This is a genomic window from Rodentibacter mrazii, from assembly GCF_001998825.1.
GTDB lineage: Bacteria > Pseudomonadota > Gammaproteobacteria > Enterobacterales > Pasteurellaceae > Rodentibacter > Rodentibacter mrazii.
This window is the reverse complement of record NZ_MLHG01000056.1, coordinates 1-18,338: the sequence shown is the minus strand read 5'-3', so window position 1 is coordinate 18,338 and position 18,338 is coordinate 1. Positions and strand designations below refer to the sequence as shown.

Sequence of the window (18,338 nt, the reverse complement as noted above, 5' to 3'; positions counted from 1 at the left end):
ATGAAGGTGGATTTTTACTTAACGGCAAATACAAATTATTCCTATTGAGGCGAATAATTATTTTCAGTTATACTTACCGCTCTTTTTTATTACATCAATTTTAAGGAAAGCAAATATGGCGTTTAAACACAGTATTCTTTACACCGCACTTTTTACCGGTGTATCTGTTTCAGTGTTGGCGGAAACACAAACCGATGTCGGCTCAAGTTCCGAAATGGTATTGGATCAAGTGAATATCGTCACCGAATTGGAAAAAGCCAAAGCGGCCGGTGAAAAACAAAAAGAAATTGTTAATCTCAGTTTACTGGGGCGACAAACTGCATTTACTTCACCTATTGCGGTTGTTCACTACGATGAAAAAGTCTTTGAAAATTCTCAACAACGTAATCTTTTAGACGGAATTGCTAAAATTGATTCTTCCGTGATGAATTTCGGTGGAGAAACCAATACCTTATCGGGCATTTATGTGCGAGGATTGCAATTGGATGCCCGTCAAATTACGGTGAATGGATTACCAGGGCTTTATTCTACTTATAACTCCCCTACTGCTGCCGTTAGCTCCGCTCAATTAATCAAAGGCGCTTCAACGGCTGTCGCCGGAATGGATCCTGAAGGTGCCGCCGGTTCTTCCTTAAATGTTGAGACCAAACGGGCGACGGATGAAGATATTAATCAACTTGGTTTTGCTTGGTACAGCAACAATCGTTTACAGGAAACCTTTGATTTTGGTCGCCGTTTCGGTGCAAATAAAGAATGGGGTATCCGCCTAAACGGGAAATATCGTGATGGTGATACGGCACGCCATAACTATGACGAACGAAACAAAGAATTGGCTGTGGGTTTAGACTATCGTGGTGAGAAGTTCCGTGCAGGTATTGATTATATGTATGCCAAACGGACAACACATGGCGGTCGTGCGCGTATTCAAGATATTCAGCGCTTAAACTATCGCTTACCAAGCGCACCAAACGGTGATACAAATTTTGTGCCGCATTGGAACGGTCAAACCACTCAAGATCAAACCATTATGGGAACCTTTGAATATGATCTACCTTATAACATGATGTTATCCGGTGGCTTGGGTTATATGGAATCACGCTATTACGGTACATTCGGTCAAGTTCGAATGATGGATGAAACCACCTATACCGAACAATATCGTTTACAACAACTAAGAGCGATGGATTACCATATTCGTACAACAAGCGGAAATCTAAAATTACAAGGTGAATTTGAAACCGGTTCGATCAACCACAACTGGAATTTAGCATTTGATGCGGTAAGACGCCAACGTGATTTTGATCAGGGGACGGTTTTAAATCAAAATATTTATTCCAATCTTAATCTTTATCATCCGCAATTTATGACATCCCAGCAGCCCAATAAGGCCGTAACGCAAGGCGCAACGAACGAAAAACTAGCGAGTTACAGCCTCGCCTTTGCAGATACCGCTTCATTTATTGATAACACCGTTAGTTTAACACTCGGCGGACGTTTCCAGTGGATTAAACAACACGCCCTGCCTTATCCGGCAAAACTAGATCGAGATGTTCGCTATCACGAAAGTCGTTTTAGCCCAATGGTGATGGCAGCCTATGTACCTAATCCAAACTTAACTTTTTATGCCAATTATTTAGAAGATTTGGAACCGGGTGCAACTGATGAGGATACCGGCGTTATGGCAAAACCTGTTGTTAGCCGACAAATTGAATTAGGGGTGCGTAAAAACTGGAAAGATCTTGCAACCACAACCTTAAGTATTTACCAATTATCACGCCCCGGTGTTCATGCTAAAACCGGACAGGAACAAGGCAAAGAACGTAACCGCGGTATTGAATTAAATATCTACGGAAATCTGCTAAATAGTACATTACGCCCAAGTTTAGGTATCACTTACAATCAAGGAAAATTAATTGATTACCCAAGTTTTGCCGGTCCGATTATCAACGGCTCACAAGTGGCAAGCCCTCGTTGGATTGCTAAAGCCGCCGTTGAATGGGATACCCCATTTATCAGAGCTTTAACACTCAATGCGGCAGTTCAATACTACGGAAAATCCTATCAAGATTATTCTGAAAAATTTGCCTTTCCATCTTATACGACGGTTGATGCAGGTGCTAAATACGTGGCGAAATTAAGTGAGCAACAAAGCCTGACATTCCGTGTTGGAGTAGAAAATTTATTTAATAAATCATACTGGCAGGTTCAACGCGGCCGTTATGATCGTAGCTTTGCTGTGTTAGGTATGCCTCGCACTTATTGGGCTAACGTAGAATATTCCTTCTAATTCATTGAATCTTATCAGGGCGAAACACTCTCGCCCTTTTTTCATTGATAAACATTTATGAACTGGCAAACCGAACTCAATAATAGTTTAAGCTGGATTTTGACCGCACTTTTTTGGGTGATAATCTGCGTTACCCTTACAATGACGGCATTAAAACACACAACTTTCGGCAAAAAATTTTGGCGAATTGCCTCGCCATCCATTACCAAGCAAAACCGGATTAAACTGATTGCCATGCTGCTATTGCTTTTCCTGATGATTTTGCTTGAAGTACGGTTTAGTGTGCTCAATTCCTTTTTCTACAATGGTTTGTATAGCTCAATGCAAGAACTCAATGCAGATAAATTTTGGTTCTTTGCTAAACTCAACGCACTTTTAGTACTTATTCAAGTGGTACATACCATTATTGATTATTTTCTACGCCAAGTTTTTGAAATTCGTTGGTTAGAAAGTCTTAATAGGATTTTAGTGAAACGCTGGCTGGAAAATAAAAACTATTATCGACTCAAATATGAACGGGAACTCCCCGATAATATCGATCAGCGAATTGAACAGGATGCACGGGAATTTATCACCAGCACCATGCAAATTGTGCGGGGAATGATAAATTCTGTTCTGACCACCATTGAGTTTACTATTATTCTCTGGTCACTTTCCGGTGTATTAAATATCTTCGGTTTGACTATTGAAAAAGGCGTGGTGTTCTTTATTTATGGCTTTATTATTTTTGCTACCCTAATGTCCGTTTGGATTGGCTACCCATTGATAAAACTCAACTTTAATAAAGAAAAACTCAATGGAGACTATCGTTATTCATTAATTCGGGTGCGTGATAATGCGGAAAGTATTGCCTTTTATCATGGTGAGCCGAAAGAGCAAATTTTACTGAAAGATAAATTTTCTCAAATCATTCGCAACCGTTGGGCGATTGTCTTAAAAATGCTTGGTTTGGACGGTTTTAACAACGGCGTTACCCGTTTTGCCAAACTATTACCATTAATGCTACAAGCCCCCCGTTTTTTTAGCGGCCAAATCAAACTTGGCGATATGCACCAAACCGTGCAAGCCTTTAATCGATTAATGACCGCACTTTCTTTCTTCCGGTTATTTTATGAAGAATTTACCTTATATCAGGCACGTCTTAACCGTCTTTATGGTTTTATAACCAAATTAGATGAATTAGATAGGTCGGGAATCTCCCAACCTTATACCTGCTCCAATCGAGTGGCATTAAAAGATTTTGGTATAAAAGACGAACAAGGACGCATTTTATTAAATAACATAAATGTAGAACTTGAAAATGGTGATGCGTTACTCATTCAAGGGGCGTCAGGTACAGGTAAAACTACCTTACTCAAAGCCATTGCCGGCATCTATCCTTTTGAAATTATCGGGATTGCGGAACACCCCTGTATGGGAAGTTTATTTTTACCGCAACGCCCCTATATGCCACAAGGGACTTTGCGTGAGGCTATTTGTTATCCGGACATTAATCCTCATCATCCGGACTTAATCAATATAATGCGTGATTGTTGCTTGAAAAAATATCTCCACGCGCTTGATATAGAAAACGACTGGCAGGCTATTTTATCACCCGGTGAATTACAACGGGTTGCATTCATTCGTATCTTGCTCACGAAACCTGACGTAGTTTTCTTGGATGAAACAACTTCCGCACTTGATGAAGCCACCGAATATCAGCTTTATAAAACCATTAAAGAACGCTTACCGAATATGATTATTCTCAGTATCGGACATCGCAGCACACTCCATCAATTCCACAATAAACAATTGAAATTGGAAGTCTGTATTGTATAGATAAAAGTGCGGTCAAAATTAACCGCACTTTCAGTATTATGTAGAAAATGATAGAACCGGTATTTTAATATGAGTATGGGGACACACGGATTATTATATCCAATATCAATAACTTTAATGGCTTATAAACAAAGGGCATACTCAGTACGCCTTATATTTTGTATGAATTTTCTATTTTGTGTATTTGCCACATAATACCGAGAAAACCAATAGAATATTATCAAACTCTTATTAATTGATGATTCTTTTATAGCTTCAATAAATTTCATTGATTCTATTGCTGCTTTTTTCTCAATGAAAAAACACATCCCACAATAACTATCGCAGCACCAAAACCTTGATAAACCGAAATGGTTTCCCCCAAGGTGACATAACTAATTAAAGCCGTAGATAAAGGTACGGTTAATTGAATAATGTTAAAAACAACAATACCTTGCTTTTGAACGATATAAAATGCCAACAACATTCCCGTTAGCATTCCATACATTCCTGCAAAAATTAACCCTATTAATAAACCGAAACTCACATCCTGCAACTGATAAATAACGCCGCTATTTTTAGCTAAAATCAGATAAAAAATACCGGATAACGTAGCGGTAAAAGCACTGATAACGACTGCATTTAATTTTTTTGAAATCTTTTTAACAACAAGATTTTGGATAGATTGAATAAATATGGCGGTGCCTAAAAAAAGTGAACCCGTTATAAAATCGTTACCGGTATTAGATTTATTCCCGTAAATTACAAATACCAAAGAACCAATGATAGCCAAGGCGCTCCCAATATAAAAATTCTTTTGTTTTACCTTTTCCCTTTCATCGCGAAAGAAAATTGCCGCCATAATAACGGCTAAAGGCATTGAGATAATACCAAAAACGCTACCCGCTAAAGCCGAAGTATATTTAAGACCATTAATAAAAAAATACATATTGGCAGTCATAAAAACAGCCAACAAAAGAAGATAAAAAATGATTGCCGGTTCTCTTAACAACTTAACTAACTCATTCCTATATTTTAAGACACAAATAAAAACAAATAATAAACCACCGGAGATAAATCGAACCGCATTATTATTTAGTGTTTCAAAATGAATACTCATATAACGCATAATAGGAAAGCCAAAACCCATTAATAAAACATAAGAAAATCTTATTAGAAAATCATTACTCATAGGAAAAATTAATATAAAGGTAAGTACTATTGATGATTATAAGATATTTTGATGTTTTACCAATAAAAAAATGTAGATATGGTGTAGAAATACAACAGTGCATAAGAAGGAAAATTCAGTCATATCCTCAAGTAAGTAAAATTAGCTTAGTTAATAATCGAGATTCAAGGGTACGGAGGAATTGATTGTTAGAATCTGCAATTCAATCAATTTTCGGTCTTAATTATTTCATAATAAGAAAAAGTCTATTTCCAAATACACGCTAGTTTTAAGATTTAATTTCATTATAATGCGCATGCTTTTTTAATAGAATATGAAGGAGTTTTGATGAAAAAAGTTCTTTTAACAACCGCACTTTTTGCATTTTCAACAAGCTTATTTGCTTCAACACCGGAACAAAACAAAGCTGCTGCACTTGATTTCTATGAAATGGTATTTAATCAACATAAGTTACAAGAAGCCAGTGACAAATATATCGGTAAAGAATACTTACAACACAATCCAACCGTGGCAGACGGTAAACAAACCTTTATTGATGCGTTTACGCCGTTCTTAAAAGCCCATCCAAAATCAAAAGCAACCGTAAAACGTGTATTAGCTGATGGCGATTTGGTTGCCCTACATGTTCATAGTCAGTTAAATGATGAAGATCGTGGTGAGGCAGTGGTGGATATTTTCCGTTTTGATAAAGATGGCAAAATTGTAGAACACTGGGATGTCATTCAAGCCGTACCGGAAAAAACAGAGAGCGGGCGTAGTATGTTCTAAGAAAAATGCGTGGAAATCCACGCATTTGTTATTTGTACCGTTTTTTCACCGCATTTTTATCCTGTTCACGTAATCGCTCTAACTTTTCTTTAATTTGAATTTCCATCCCACGATTTGTCGGAAAATAATATTGTGTCTCTTTGAGTTCTTCAGGGAAATAATTTTCACCGGCAGCATAAGCATTGGGTTCATCATGGGCGTAACGATATTCCGCCCCAAACCCCAGCTCTTTCATTAGATTAGTCGGTGCATTGCGTAAATGATGTGGCACGTCATAATCCGGTAAGTTTTTGGCTTGCTGTTTTGCCGTATTAAAAGCGGTATAAACCGCATTGCTTTTGGGGGCAACGGCAAGATAAATTATCGCTTGCGCTATGGCACGCTCTCCTTCATAAGCGCCCACTCGGGTAAAACAATCCCAAGCGGCAAGCGCCACTTGCATCGCACGGGGATCCGCATTCCCAATGTCTTCCGAGGCAATGGCTAACAGCCGTCTTGCGACATAAAGCGGATCGCCACCCGCCGTTAAAATACGTGCATACCAATATAATGCCGCATCAGGTGCTGATCCCCGAACGGATTTATGCAAAGCTGAAATAAGATCATAAAAGCGATCACCCTGTTTATCAAAACGGGCTTGACGCTCGCCCAGTACTGTTTTCAATAAAGTGCGGTCAATTTTTTTGCCGTTTTCCATTTCATCTGCCATATCCACCATCAATTCAAGACAATTCAAGGCGAGACGGGCATCACCATTAGCATATTCAGCAAGCGTCTGTAATAAATTCTCTTCTAAAATTAACCGCTCTTTTGCCAATCCACGTGCCGAATCTTGTAGTGCCTGCTGAAGCACGGATTCTATTTCATCAACGGTTAAAGATTTCAACACATATACCCTTGCACGAGAAAGTAAGGCATTATTCAATTCAAAAGAGGGATTCTCTGTTGTTGCACCGATAAAGATAATCGTGCCGTCTTCAATATGGGGGAGAAAGGCATCCTGCTGGCTTTTGTTGAAACGATGCACTTCATCTACAAATAAAACCGTTTTTCGAGCAGCGAGACGGTTTTGTTTTGCACGCTCAATGGCTTCACGAATTTCTTTTATCCCACCGGTAACCGCTGAAATGCGTTCAACATCCGCGTTAATTTGATTAGCAACAATTTCTGCCAATGTGGTTTTGCCCGTGCCGGGCGGCCCCCAAAAAATCATAGAATGAATATGACCGGCTTGAATCGCTTTACGTAGCGGTTTACCTTCACCAATAAGATGTGATTGACCAAAATATTGATCGAGATTGGTCGGGCGCATTCTGGCGGCAAGGGGACGAAAATCATTTTCCGAAAAATCAAAATCAAGATTCGCCATCATTTTTTCCCATTAAAGCATTTAAAATAAAAATCAAGGGCGTAATTAATACGCCCCAAGCATTACTTTTTACGTTGGTCATCCAACTCCACGCCTTTAGGTGGATTGAAGCTAAATAAACTATCAGGGAGAGATTGGTTGGTAATATTACGCAACACGTAAAGGTTGGTTTGTCCGTCTTTTTCTGTGGTGCTGAAATTTTTCAATACGCCATTGGCATCCACACGAATATCAAACTGTTTAATATTACTTTTCGCTGATTTAGGTTTTAACACAAAAGTATCTACCTGCTGCGTTACCGAATACTGATTCCAATGGCTTTTATCATCACTGGTCAGCAACACAAAAGGGGTATTATTTACTGCATCTTTCACCCATTGTGCCGTCACTTGTTGTACAAAAGGATCGTAATACCAAAGGGTTTTGCCGTCAGCAATAATTTGTGTTTCTTGTGGTGATTTAGTCTCCATTGTAAATAAATTCGGGCGTTTAATTTGAATTTTCCCACTCCCTTGTTGCACATTTTTTCCCCCCGCAGCAGTAACTGTTTGGGAAAAATCCGCACTTAATACATTTACTCGTGTTAAACGTGATTGTAATTCACTTGCGGCATCAGCAAGTGCGATAGGGCTAAAACTCATTAACCCCAACCCCACCACACCAAGTGCGGTCACAAAAAACGTTGTTTTTTGAACGTTGGCTTTGCCAACGGCCTCGTGAGAGGTGAACAAACGAGCGAGCGAGTTTGTGAATAATTTTAACGATGTTTTTTTCATTTTACTTTCCTTTTTAAAAGAGAAATTAATAATCCGGACGACGTGCAAGAATTTCACGTTTACCATTTTGCATGGCACTCACAACGCCTTGTTCTTCCATTTGATCCATAATTCTGGCGGCACGGTTAAAGCCTACACTGAATTTACGTTGAAGGGCAGAAACAGAAGTGGTGCCTGTTGTGAGGACAAACTCCATCACTTCATCAAATAGCGGATCCAGTTCCCCACTACTTCCTGCTGATTTTTCCGCACTTTCTTCCTCGTCTGCACTGTCCAAAATGCCGTCAATATAATCCGGTTTTCCACGGGCACGCCAATCATCGGCAATACGTACCACTTCATCATCACTCATAAATGCACCGTGAACACGAATCAGATCGGATGATCCCTGTCCAGAATAAAGCATATCACCACGACCTAATAAGGCTTCAGCCCCCCCCTGATCCAAAATCGTACGGGAATCAATTTTACTTGCCACCGTAAAGGCAATACGGCTCGGCACATTCGCTTTAATTAATCCGGTGATTACATCTACTGATGGACGTTGTGTTGCTAATATCAAGTGAATCCCAATTGCTCGTGCTTTTTGAGCAAGACGGGCAATAAATTCTTCGATTTGTTTCCCAGCCACCATCATCAGATCGGCAAATTCATCGACAATCACTACAATATAGCTTAATTTTTTCAGTGCCGGTGGCATTTGATCCATCGTATCGCCCGGTTTCCAAATTGGGTTCGGTACAGGCATTCCCATGCCTTCATATTCATCAATTTTTTCGTTAAACCCTTCAATATTTCGTACACGAAGAGCGGAAAGTAGCTGATAGCGGCGTTCCATTTCATCCACACACCAACGTAATGCATTCGCCGCTTTTTTCATATCGGTAACAACCGGAGTGAGCAAATGCGGAATATCGTTATAGACGGAAAGCTCCACAACTTTCGGGTCAATCATGATAAATTTCACTTCTTCCGGTTGAACACGGAAAAGCAAACTAAGAATCATGGTATTCACGCCAACCGATTTACCGGAACCTGTTGAACCTGCCACCAATAAATGCGGCATTTTTGCCAAATCTACCACAACCGGTTTGCCACTAATATCTTTCCCCAATGCCATCGGTAGAAGTGCCTTGGAATCACGAAATTCATTACTATCCAATACATCACGTAACGGCACAATTTGACGATGCGCATTCGGCGTTTCAATACCGATATAAGGTTTGCCCGGAATCACTTCCGCCACCCGAATAGAACGGAACATTAACGCACGCGCTAAATCCGTATCAATATTTGTCACTTTTGAGGCTTTCACGCCCGGTTGCAACTCAAGCTCGTAACGTGTTACCACCGGCCCTACCAATACATCTTTCACCGTTGCTTTTACATTAAAGTTGCGAAGCTGTTGCTCAATACGTTGAGAGGTATCGTGAATTTCCTCGCGGGTAATATCCTGAACTTGGGTTGGTCGATGTTCCAATAATGCTAAACTTGGCAATGGTGTGGTCGGTTTCTCCCGTTTTGTTGTAGGCTGTTGGAACGCCGGATGAACCAAAGAATCGCCATAAGGTTTATAAATCGGCACTTCAGATTCAGCCAAAATCACCTGTAACGCCTCTTCGGCATTTAACGCTTTAGCACGGGCTTCCATTTCAGCCAAACGTTGTTTTTCCTGTTCGGCAAATTGACGGGATAAATCATCTTCCAAATTATTGTCTTCCGACATATCGGGATACTGAGCTGATTCAGCCGCCAATGAAATCGCTTGCTTCACTGGTGCTAGAGTAACTTTTGGAATAGCGGGTTTATCTAACGTAAAATCATCCGCAGTTTGTGAATTTTCTTCCGTCTGTTTACTCCCGCGTTCCCACGTCGTCATAAAGTCCGATTGTTTTGATATATTTTCCGGTTCGGAAATGGTGACTTTTGGCAATTCATCTAAATTTTCCGTTTTAAAACCATCAAATTTTTCGTCAAATTCAGATATTGATTTTTGATGTTGGGAGGACATATCCAAAGACGGGGATAATCCACGAATATTAATCAGTTTTTCCGGTTGAACCAGAGGATTTTCCACATTTGTATCAGTTTCTGTTTCTTTGGAAGATTGATTTTCATCTTTTTCCTCTACTTCTTCCGACAATTTGTTATCTTCTTTAACCAAACTCAATGGTTTCCGAATCACAATTTGTTCTAGTTCTTCAACAGGTTCTGACGATTGCTCTACTTCTTGTTGAGAGTCATTTTTCATCGTGAGCCAATTATAAAAACGCCCGATCAAGCGAATAAATGAAGCACCCGAGCAAAAAATAAAGCCAAGCACAGCCAGTATAAAACCGACAAGAATACAGCCGAATTTTCCTAAAGTCGGATAAAACGAAATCACCAAACTACCGCCCAATACACCGCCGGATAAGTAATAATTGGTATTGGAAAGCAGTAAGGTCGCCATAATGGTTAAGCCAACTAATAATGTAACAAAACCAAAACTGCGCAACACAATTTTTGTTATTGATAGAGAACGGACAGCTTTTGTTTTTAGTAGAAATACCGGTACGAAAAAGATCAGAAAAGGCAGTAAATGCCCTACGTAACCTAAAAAAACAAAGAGGGCATCAATGATCCAAGCTCCAAAAGCCCCTGCCTTATTAATTGTTTCACTCTGAAAACTAGCGGTTGACCAAGAATTATCCAATGGTGTGTAACTTGACCACGCCACAATCAGATATAACCCGAAAAGTGCGGTCAATCCCAAAATTAACTCCCCTAAATATTGTTTAGGGGTGAAACGTTCAGTAATTCGTTTAATCATTTTTATTTTAAAACTAGATAATTGGTTTGTTTAACTTCTTCCATGACAACATAGGTACGCGTGTCATTCACCCCCGGCAAACGAAGTAAGGTTGTACCGAGTAATTTACGATAAGCCGCCATATCCGCCACTCGCGTTTTTAACAGATAATCAAAATCGCCTGAAACCAAATGACATTCTTGGATTTCATCAAGGGCTTGAATCGCCTCGTTAAATTCTTCAAATACATCGGGCTTGCCCCGTACAAGCGTAATTTCAACAATCACTAAAAGCGGGGCATCAAGTAATTCGGGGTTCAGCAAAGCACGATAGCCCATAATCACACCTTGCTTTTCCAAACGTTTTACCCGCTCTAAACAAGGTGTCGGAGATAAACCGACTTTTTTGGAAAGATCAATATTTGAAATTTTGCCATTACGTTGTAATTCATTGAGGATTTTAATATCGATCGCATCTAACGCTTTGTTTAATTTCTTTTCCATTTTGTTTACTATCCATTTTTACATGGGCGTATTTTAGCGAATTTCGCCGAGGTTTTCAGTATGACAATGAATTTCTAAAAATTATCCAACACGGCAAGCGCGTCAGCGAGTTTTTTCACAGTAAAAACTTGCATATTTTCGACCGCACTTTTCGGCTTATTGCCAAAAGGAACAATGGCACGTTTAAAACCGTGTTTTGCCGCTTCACTAATACGCTCCTGCCCACTCGGTACCGGACGAATTTCACCGGCAAGCCCCACCTCACCAAAGATCACCAAATCTTGTGGCAAGGGACGATTGCGAAAACTGGAAATTAACGCCATTAGTAAGGCAAGATCCGCACTGGTTTCCGTGACTTTCACTCCACCTACCACATTCACGAATACATCTTGATCTGCCATTTGCAAACCGCCGTGGCGATGTAATACAGCAAGCAATAATGCCAAGCGATTTTGCTCTAATCCCACCGCTACACGACGTGGATTTGACAACATAGAATGATCCACTAAGGCTTGAATTTCTACTAAAAGCGGGCGTGTACCTTCCCATAACACCATAACCGAGCTACCCGGTGTTTGTTCATCTCCACGGCTTAAAAAAATGGCGGAAGGATTTTTTACTTCACGTAAACCTTGTTCTGTCATACCGAATACGCCAAGTTCATTCACCGCACCAAAGCGGTTTTTATGGCTACGCAAAGTACGATAACGGGAATCAGCTTCTCCTTCTAAAAGTAGGGAACAATCAATCGCGTGTTCCAACACTTTTGGGCCGGCAAGCGTACCGTCTTTGGTTACATGACCCACCATAATAATCGCTACTTGACGCGTTTTCGCATAGCGTGTCAAAAAAGAGGCGCATTCCCGTACTTGTGCCACGCTACCGGGCGAAGACTGAATATCCGCTAAATGCATTACTTGGATGGAATCAATCACGATAATTTGCGGTTTGAGTTGATCCGCCAAATTACAAATTTGCTCTGCCGAGGTTTCAGAAAGCATATTAAGTTGATCGTTCGGTAAACCAAGGCGGTTCGCCCTCATCGCCACCTGTTGCAACGATTCTTCCCCTGTGACATAAAGTGCGGTCATTTTTTGTGCCAAACCACACATCACTTGTAATAGTAAGGTACTTTTTCCGGCACCGGGATGTCCACCGATTAAAATCGCACTTCCCGGTACAATTCCCCCGCCCAGCACACGATCAAGCTCTTTAAATCCACTGCTGAAACGAGGCGTTTCCTGCAAACTAATTTCTGACAGAGTTTGAATTTTTGCCTGCGTTTCACCTGCATAACCGCTGAAACGATCATTTTTCGGTTTTATGGCGGAAATCAACCGCTCTTCACTAATGGTATTCCAAGCCTTACAAGCAGAACACTGCCCTTGCCAACGGGGAAACTCCGCCCCGCAATCATTACACACGTAGGCTGTTTTCGGCGCTTTTGCCATTCTCTCATCCTTAATTTTTACAATGCGAGATTCATCAATTTCACCACTCTCTCAAAATAAATACGCTTTTTAAAAAGTGCGGTGAGTTTTTCAACGGTTTTTTCATTATCTTTTGTTTCGCTATGAAAACGGATCAATGCCTGAATTTCATTAAGAAAATACTGATTATTTTCTAACAACTGCGGCAAGATATTATCGTCCGTTACGTTTTCTCTTTTACTTTTTACCACAGCCTCAAACAACGCCTTATTTTCATCGTAATAATGATATAAATTAAAAAAAGCGCCTACACGTTCTACGGTTTTCAAAAAATCTTGGCAAAAAAACGATTTTGGCAATGAAAGGGTTTCTTCCACCAATTCTTGTTCCATTTTCAACACTGACTGAAATTTTGTATTAAAATCAACCGCACTTTCTTCCCGTTCCGCTTTTAAAAAATCGTGCCATTTGTTTAACCAATCGGTCATTACAGGGAGATGTCCTAATTGATAACCTCGTTTTGCCTTGCTGGCACTGCTGAAATACACATCAGTCAAAATTGGCAATTCTTCAACAAAATAAAAAAGATCGCCAACCACCCCTTCTTTTAATTCAAGCTCAATTTCACAGATTGGTTGTGAATGATCGCCACTCACAATTTCCCCAAGATCAAAAGCCACCTCAATTTTGGAATCACGAAATGCAATCAGCCATAAAGTGCGGTTAAAATCCGTTGAGAATATTGCATTTAATGGCGCATTAGGTAACTGCTCAAGGTCGTATAATTTCCGTAATTGTTCATTTGTCGGCGTTTCTTTTTCTTGCAACGGCAAATTATATTCCGGACGCTCATGCAAACCGCCAACCACTCTCCCATCGGTTTTCAGCGTTAATGTAAGGTGTTGATCTTCTTGGCGAATACGCAACCCCACTTTCTGTTTAGCAAGAAAACGGTCCGGATAATCATAATAAGTATTACCAAGAAAAAATCTTTTATATTCCAGCGGGTTAAATTGTTTAAGATGTTGTTCCAATAAATTGAATGTTTCCGGTGAAACAACAAGTTTGAGTTCGATTTCATTGTTCATGAGGATAAATCCTTATTAATTTAACTGGTTAAATATACAAGTAAATGTAAATAAATCAAGGTTTTTGTGTCTATAACTTTTCAGATAAAACATAACGGGATTTCAAAATGTTAGCCAATATTTTGCTTTATTGAGTAAATAATGAACTTAATTTTTTCATTACTGAGCATTGTAAATATATCTCAATCGGAAGCTAACCGTTAGCTCTACTCTTGTCAGATTATAATCTGTGTAAGAATTAGGCTTTAGTCAATATGCCTGTAGCTGTTATCTTAAAATTAATTCTATTCCGAGTAAAAATCAGGTAATATGCGCACGAATTTTAACCCCCTATATGGAGTAAATGAGATATGGCAATGAATAATATCCTTGGATTATTTGCCCACTCGCCTTTAAAACCCTTGCAAAAGCATTCTGACAAGGTCACCGAATGTTGCGATCTTTTAATTCCTTTTTTTGAAAAAACCTTTTTAAAAGATTGGGAAGGAGCGGAAAATGTTCGTTTAGATATTTCCCGATGTGAGCGTGAAGCAGATTCCCTCAAACGCGAAATTCGTTTGAAATTACCTCGTGGTTTATTCTTACCTATTGATCGCACCGATTTATTGGAATTGGTAACACAGCAAGACAAATTGGCTAACTTTGCTAAAGATATTTCCGGCAGAATGATTGGTCGCCAATTTGGTATTCCGGAAGAAATGCAAGAAGATTTCCTCAGCTATGTGAAACGTAGTTTGGATTCTATCCATCAAGCCCATCTAGCCATTGAACAAATGGATGAATTACTCGAAACCGGCTTTAAAGGTCGTGAATTGAAGTTGGTTAATAATATGATCCAAGAATTGGATTTGATTGAAGACGATACGGATCAAATGCAAATTCAATTACGCAAAATGTTACTGGCTATCGAACACCATTACAATCCGGTCGATGTCATGTTTCTATATAAAATTATGGAATGGATTGGCGTACTTGCCGATCAAGCCCAACGGGTTGGTTCACGTATTGAATTAATGTTAGCACGTTCATAAAACTAATACACATAGGAAAATACTATGGAAATAATTAATCAATATGGTACATGGTTGGTGTTAATCACGGCTGTGTTTGGTTTTTTTATGGCGTTTGGTATTGGCGCTAATGATGTGTCGAATTCTATGGGAACTTCGGTAGGTTCAGGCACAATTACCGTAAAGCAAGCGATTATTATCGCATTAATTTTTGAATCTGCCGGTGCTTATCTTGCCGGTGGTGAAGTAACGGAAACCATTAAAAGTGGTGTGATTGACCCTATGCAGTTTGTCGATACACCGGAAATTCTCGCTCTTGGAATGATTTCGGCACTCTTTGCTTCCGGTGCTTGGTTATTTATCGCAACCAAAATGGGTTGGCCGGTTTCCGGTACACATACCATTATCGGGGCAATTGTTGGTTTTGGTTGTGTTACTATCGGACCCGGAGCAGTGGATTGGTCAACAATCGGTAGCATTGTTGGAAGTTGGTTTGTTACACCGGTGATTGCCGGGATTTTGGCTTACGCTATTTTTGCCAGCACACAGAAACTAATTTTCGATACAGATCAACCACTTAAAAACGCACAAAAATACGGGCCTTACTATATGGGTATTACCATCTTTGTGCTTTGTATCGTTACCATGAAAAAAGGCTTGAAACACGTTGGGTTACACCTTTCTAACGGCGAAACTCTGGTGATTTCATTCACTATCAGCCTTGTCGGTATGATTTTCTTCCACTTCTATTTCCGAAGCAAAACTTTCGCTCAATCGGCAACAAAAGGGACATTTGGTGCAGTTGAAAAAGTATTCAGTATTTTAATGCTCTTAACCGCCTGTGCTATGGCATTTGCTCATGGTTCTAACGATGTAGCAAACGCTATTGGTCCGCTTTCAGCAGTAGTTTCTATTGTTGATGAAGGAGGAAAAATTGTTTCAAGCGGCACTCTGGCTTGGTGGATTCTGCCACTAGGTGCATTAGGTATTGCTGTGGGGTTAATTTCCATGGGAAAAAAAGTGATGGCAACAGTAGGATCAGGTATCACTGATTTAACACCAAGTCGTGGTTTCGCAGCACAATTTGCCACCGCGATGACCGTGGTAGTAGCTTCCGGTACAGGTTTACCGATCTCCACAACACAAACTCTTGTTGGGGCTATTTTAGGCATTGGTTTTGCACGTGGTATTGCCGCCTTAAACTTGACAGTAATCCGTAATATCATTAGCTCATGGGTCGTCACACTACCGGCCGGGGCCTTCTTTGCTATCTTGATTTTCTATATCTTGCGGGCAATTTTTCACTAATTAAAAAATGCGGTTAAATTTAACCGCACTTTCTTTCTAAATTGAGGTCTGTTAATAAGATCTAAAATAATTAAGGGCGGATTATGCCAAAAACTATGTTAAAACTTATCAAGCTTTTATTCCCTAGTGTCTTACTCATTTCGACAACTAGCCTCTCTTATGCGGAGACCCAATACATAACAGAAAACCTCAATACTTATCTTCGCCGTGGTGCCGGCGATCAATTTAAAATTGCCGGTGCTATTCAAGCCGGAGAGCAGGTCAATGTATTGGAAAAGCAAGGGAAGTATAGTCTCATTCGCGACAGCAAAAACCGCGAGGCTTGGATATTAACTTCCGAATTAAGCAACACCCCAAGCAGTAAGCTTGAAAATCCAAAGTTAAAGGCTCAAATTCAAGAGTTAACATTAAAACTCAATCAGTTAGACGGCGATTGGCAACAACGCACCGTAGAAATGCAACGTCGCACCAAACAATCTGAGCAACAAAGCAGCGAATTATTGGAACAAAATTCTCAACTCAAACGCGAGTTAGAAATTACTAAAAATAAAAATCGCGATTTGGAAGCTATGCTTGATGTGAGTAAACGTGAAATTGCGATCCAATGGTTTATTTACGGCGGTTCGGTGCTTGGTGTCGGATTGCTACTTGGCTTAATTATTCCGCATATTTTACCAAGACGTAAACGCCGTAACGGCTGGGCATAATCAATGACACCGAGCAAATGTTCGGTGTTTCTTTTTTAAGGAAAATCAATGGAAATTTATTTGGTTGGCGGTGCTGTTCGAGATCAATTATTAGGGTTAGCGGTAAAAGATCGCGACTGGGTTGTTGTCGGAGCAACCGCTGAAAGCCTATTATCTAAGGGCTATCAACAAGTCGGCAAAGATTTTCCTGTTTTTCTTAATCCCAATACCAAAGAAGAATATGCTCTTGCCCGCACGGAACGTAAATCCGGCAAGGGTTATACGGGTTTCATTTGCGATTTTTCTCCAAACATCACATTAGAGCAAGATCTCATTCGGCGTGATCTCACAATCAATGCCATGGCAATCGATGGGCAAGGAAATCTTCACGATCCCTATCGTGGCAAAAGCGATTTAGATAATCGCATTTTACGCCATATATCCCCTGCTTTTGAGGAAGATCCCTTACGGGTTTTACGCGTTGCCCGCTTTGCTGCCCGTTTTCATCATTTTGATTTTAAAATCGCACCGGAAACCCTTCAATTAATGAAAAGTCTGACACAAAGCGGCGAACTATCACATTTAACGGCGGAACGGGTTTGGCTTGAAACGGAAAAAGCGTTAAATGAGAAGCACCCTGAAATTTACTTTGAAATACTACGTAAAATTGGTGCACTAAATATCCTTTTTCCTGAACTTAATGCCCTTTACGGAGTGCCGAATCCACCACAACATCATCCGGAAATTGATAGCTTTGTGCATACAATGTTGGTGTTGCAACAGGCTGTAAAACTCACAGAAAACCATCCTGACCTAAACCAAAGTGCGGTTCGTTTTGCGGCCGTTTGTCATGATCTTGGCAAAGCCCTCACACCCAAGGAAATCCTTCCTCATCATTATGGACATGAACTGGCAGGTGTGAAATCAACCCGCTCTGTTTGTAAACGCTTAAAAGTACCGAGCTACTATCAAGAACTTGCTGAGCTTAGCTGTGAATATCACACCCATATTCACAAAGCCTTTGAACTTCGTCCGGAAACGGTGATGAAACTCTTTAATCGTTTTGATGTATGGCGTAAACCGCAACGTTTCCAAGAATTCCTATTAGTTTGCCTTGCCGATACAAGAGGGAGAACCGGTTTTGAAATGCGGGAATATCCACAACGGGATTATATCAACGCCTTATTAAAAGCGGCTAAAAAAGTGGATGTTCAACAAGTAATCGCGGACGGATTTGAAAAACAAGGGATTCGGGATGAGTTAAACCGTCGTCGAATCAGCGTAATCAGAGAGATGAAAAAAGCCTATCAAACGCAGTAAAAATCCACCTTCA

At 40.1% G+C, this 18,338-nt stretch carries 14 protein-coding genes; 7 read left to right on the top strand and 7 right to left on the bottom strand.

The window, feature by feature from the left end:
- Positions 1–115 precede the first annotated feature (115 nt).
- Both BKK47_RS08910 and BKK47_RS08905 read left to right on the top strand, forming a co-directional pair.
- Complete coding sequence (locus BKK47_RS08910) at positions 116–2,287, top strand: TonB-dependent receptor (RefSeq protein WP_077494504.1); 2,172 nt, start codon at positions 116–118, stop codon at positions 2,285–2,287.
- Between the two features lie 57 nt (positions 2,288–2,344).
- On the top strand, positions 2,345–4,105 hold the full coding sequence (locus tag BKK47_RS08905; protein ID WP_077494503.1) for an ABC transporter ATP-binding protein/permease: 1,761 nt from the start codon (positions 2,345–2,347) through the stop codon (positions 4,103–4,105).
- A 274-nt stretch (positions 4,106–4,379) separates the two neighbouring features.
- Here the strand turns inward: BKK47_RS08905 and BKK47_RS08900 are convergent, their stop codons facing one another.
- Positions 4,380–5,276: a DMT family transporter gene (locus tag BKK47_RS08900; protein WP_077494502.1), complete on the bottom strand. Its 897-nt coding sequence runs from the start codon at positions 5,274–5,276 to the stop codon at positions 4,380–4,382.
- A gap of 327 nt (positions 5,277–5,603) precedes the next feature.
- On the opposite strand from BKK47_RS08900, the gene BKK47_RS08895 reads away from it, so the two are divergent.
- Entirely contained in the window at positions 5,604–6,044 is a 441-nt protein-coding gene (locus tag BKK47_RS08895; RefSeq protein WP_077494501.1) for a nuclear transport factor 2 family protein, read from the top strand.
- A gap of 28 nt (positions 6,045–6,072) precedes the next feature.
- On the opposite strand, the gene BKK47_RS08890 is transcribed toward BKK47_RS08895, so the two are convergent.
- The 6 genes from BKK47_RS08890 to BKK47_RS08865 all read right to left on the bottom strand — a co-directional run bounded on the left by BKK47_RS08890 (position 6,073) and on the right by BKK47_RS08865 (position 14,001).
- Entirely contained in the window at positions 6,073–7,413 is a 1,341-nt protein-coding gene (locus BKK47_RS08890) for a replication-associated recombination protein A (RefSeq protein ID WP_077494500.1), read from the bottom strand.
- 62 nt (positions 7,414–7,475) lie between these two features.
- Complete coding sequence (gene lolA, locus BKK47_RS08885; RefSeq protein ID WP_244149129.1) at positions 7,476–8,054, bottom strand: outer membrane lipoprotein periplasmic chaperone LolA; 579 nt, start codon at positions 8,052–8,054, stop codon at positions 7,476–7,478.
- 160 nt (positions 8,055–8,214) lie between these two features.
- Entirely contained in the window at positions 8,215–11,001 is a 2,787-nt protein-coding gene (locus BKK47_RS08880) for a DNA translocase FtsK (RefSeq protein WP_077494498.1), read from the bottom strand.
- A gap of 2 nt (positions 11,002–11,003) precedes the next feature.
- Complete coding sequence (gene lrp, locus BKK47_RS08875; protein ID WP_059365285.1) at positions 11,004–11,483, bottom strand: leucine-responsive transcriptional regulator Lrp; 480 nt, start codon at positions 11,481–11,483, stop codon at positions 11,004–11,006.
- Positions 11,484–11,557: 74 nt separating this feature from the next.
- Positions 11,558–12,934, bottom strand: coding sequence for a DNA repair protein RadA (gene radA / locus BKK47_RS08870; protein WP_077494497.1), 1,377 nt, complete (start codon positions 12,932–12,934; stop codon positions 11,558–11,560).
- A 17-nt stretch (positions 12,935–12,951) separates the two neighbouring features.
- A complete protein-coding gene (locus BKK47_RS08865; protein WP_077494496.1) occupies positions 12,952–14,001 on the bottom strand; it encodes a CYTH domain-containing protein in 1,050 nt (349 codons plus the stop codon).
- 350 nt (positions 14,002–14,351) lie between these two features.
- Here BKK47_RS08865 and BKK47_RS08860 point away from each other — a divergent pair, with 350 nt between their 5' ends.
- The 4 genes from BKK47_RS08860 to BKK47_RS08845 all read left to right on the top strand — a co-directional run bounded on the left by BKK47_RS08860 (position 14,352) and on the right by BKK47_RS08845 (position 18,325).
- Positions 14,352–15,032 (top strand): TIGR00153 family protein, encoded by a 681-nt coding sequence (locus tag BKK47_RS08860; protein ID WP_077494495.1) that lies wholly within the window; start codon positions 14,352–14,354, stop codon positions 15,030–15,032.
- A gap of 24 nt (positions 15,033–15,056) precedes the next feature.
- Positions 15,057–16,319: an inorganic phosphate transporter gene (locus BKK47_RS08855; RefSeq protein WP_077494494.1), complete on the top strand. Its 1,263-nt coding sequence runs from the start codon at positions 15,057–15,059 to the stop codon at positions 16,317–16,319.
- 95 nt (positions 16,320–16,414) lie between these two features.
- Positions 16,415–17,026: a TIGR04211 family SH3 domain-containing protein gene (locus tag BKK47_RS08850; protein WP_077494505.1), complete on the top strand. Its 612-nt coding sequence runs from the start codon at positions 16,415–16,417 to the stop codon at positions 17,024–17,026.
- Positions 17,027–17,074: 48 nt separating this feature from the next.
- Complete coding sequence (locus BKK47_RS08845) at positions 17,075–18,325, top strand: multifunctional CCA addition/repair protein (protein WP_077494493.1); 1,251 nt, start codon at positions 17,075–17,077, stop codon at positions 18,323–18,325.
- Positions 18,326–18,338: the final 13 nt, after the last annotated feature.

Excerpts from the sequence above, each read along its gene's own strand:
- BKK47_RS08910 (WP_077494504.1), top strand. The coding sequence starts at position 116 with ATGGCGTTTAAACACAGTATTCTTTACACCGCACTTTTTACCGGTGTA.
- BKK47_RS08905 (WP_077494503.1), top strand. The coding sequence starts at position 2,345 with ATGAACTGGCAAACCGAACTCAATAATAGTTTAAGCTGGATTTTGACC.
- BKK47_RS08900 (WP_077494502.1), bottom strand. The coding sequence starts at position 5,276 with ATGAGTAATGATTTTCTAATAAGATTTTCTTATGTTTTATTAATGGGT.
- BKK47_RS08895 (WP_077494501.1), top strand. The coding sequence starts at position 5,604 with ATGAAAAAAGTTCTTTTAACAACCGCACTTTTTGCATTTTCAACAAGC.
- BKK47_RS08890 (WP_077494500.1), bottom strand. The coding sequence starts at position 7,413 with ATGGCGAATCTTGATTTTGATTTTTCGGAAAATGATTTTCGTCCCCTT.
- lolA (WP_244149129.1), bottom strand. The coding sequence starts at position 8,054 with ATGAGTTTTAGCCCTATCGCACTTGCTGATGCCGCAAGTGAATTACAA.
- BKK47_RS08880 (WP_077494498.1), bottom strand. The coding sequence starts at position 11,001 with ATGATTAAACGAATTACTGAACGTTTCACCCCTAAACAATATTTAGGG.
- lrp (WP_059365285.1), bottom strand. The coding sequence starts at position 11,483 with ATGGAAAAGAAATTAAACAAAGCGTTAGATGCGATCGATATTAAAATC.
- radA (WP_077494497.1), bottom strand. The coding sequence starts at position 12,934 with ATGGCAAAAGCGCCGAAAACAGCCTACGTGTGTAATGATTGCGGGGCG.
- BKK47_RS08865 (WP_077494496.1), bottom strand. The coding sequence starts at position 14,001 with ATGAACAATGAAATCGAACTCAAACTTGTTGTTTCACCGGAAACATTC.
- BKK47_RS08860 (WP_077494495.1), top strand. The coding sequence starts at position 14,352 with ATGGCAATGAATAATATCCTTGGATTATTTGCCCACTCGCCTTTAAAA.
- BKK47_RS08855 (WP_077494494.1), top strand. The coding sequence starts at position 15,057 with ATGGAAATAATTAATCAATATGGTACATGGTTGGTGTTAATCACGGCT.
- BKK47_RS08850 (WP_077494505.1), top strand. The coding sequence starts at position 16,415 with ATGTTAAAACTTATCAAGCTTTTATTCCCTAGTGTCTTACTCATTTCG.
- BKK47_RS08845 (WP_077494493.1), top strand. The coding sequence starts at position 17,075 with ATGGAAATTTATTTGGTTGGCGGTGCTGTTCGAGATCAATTATTAGGG.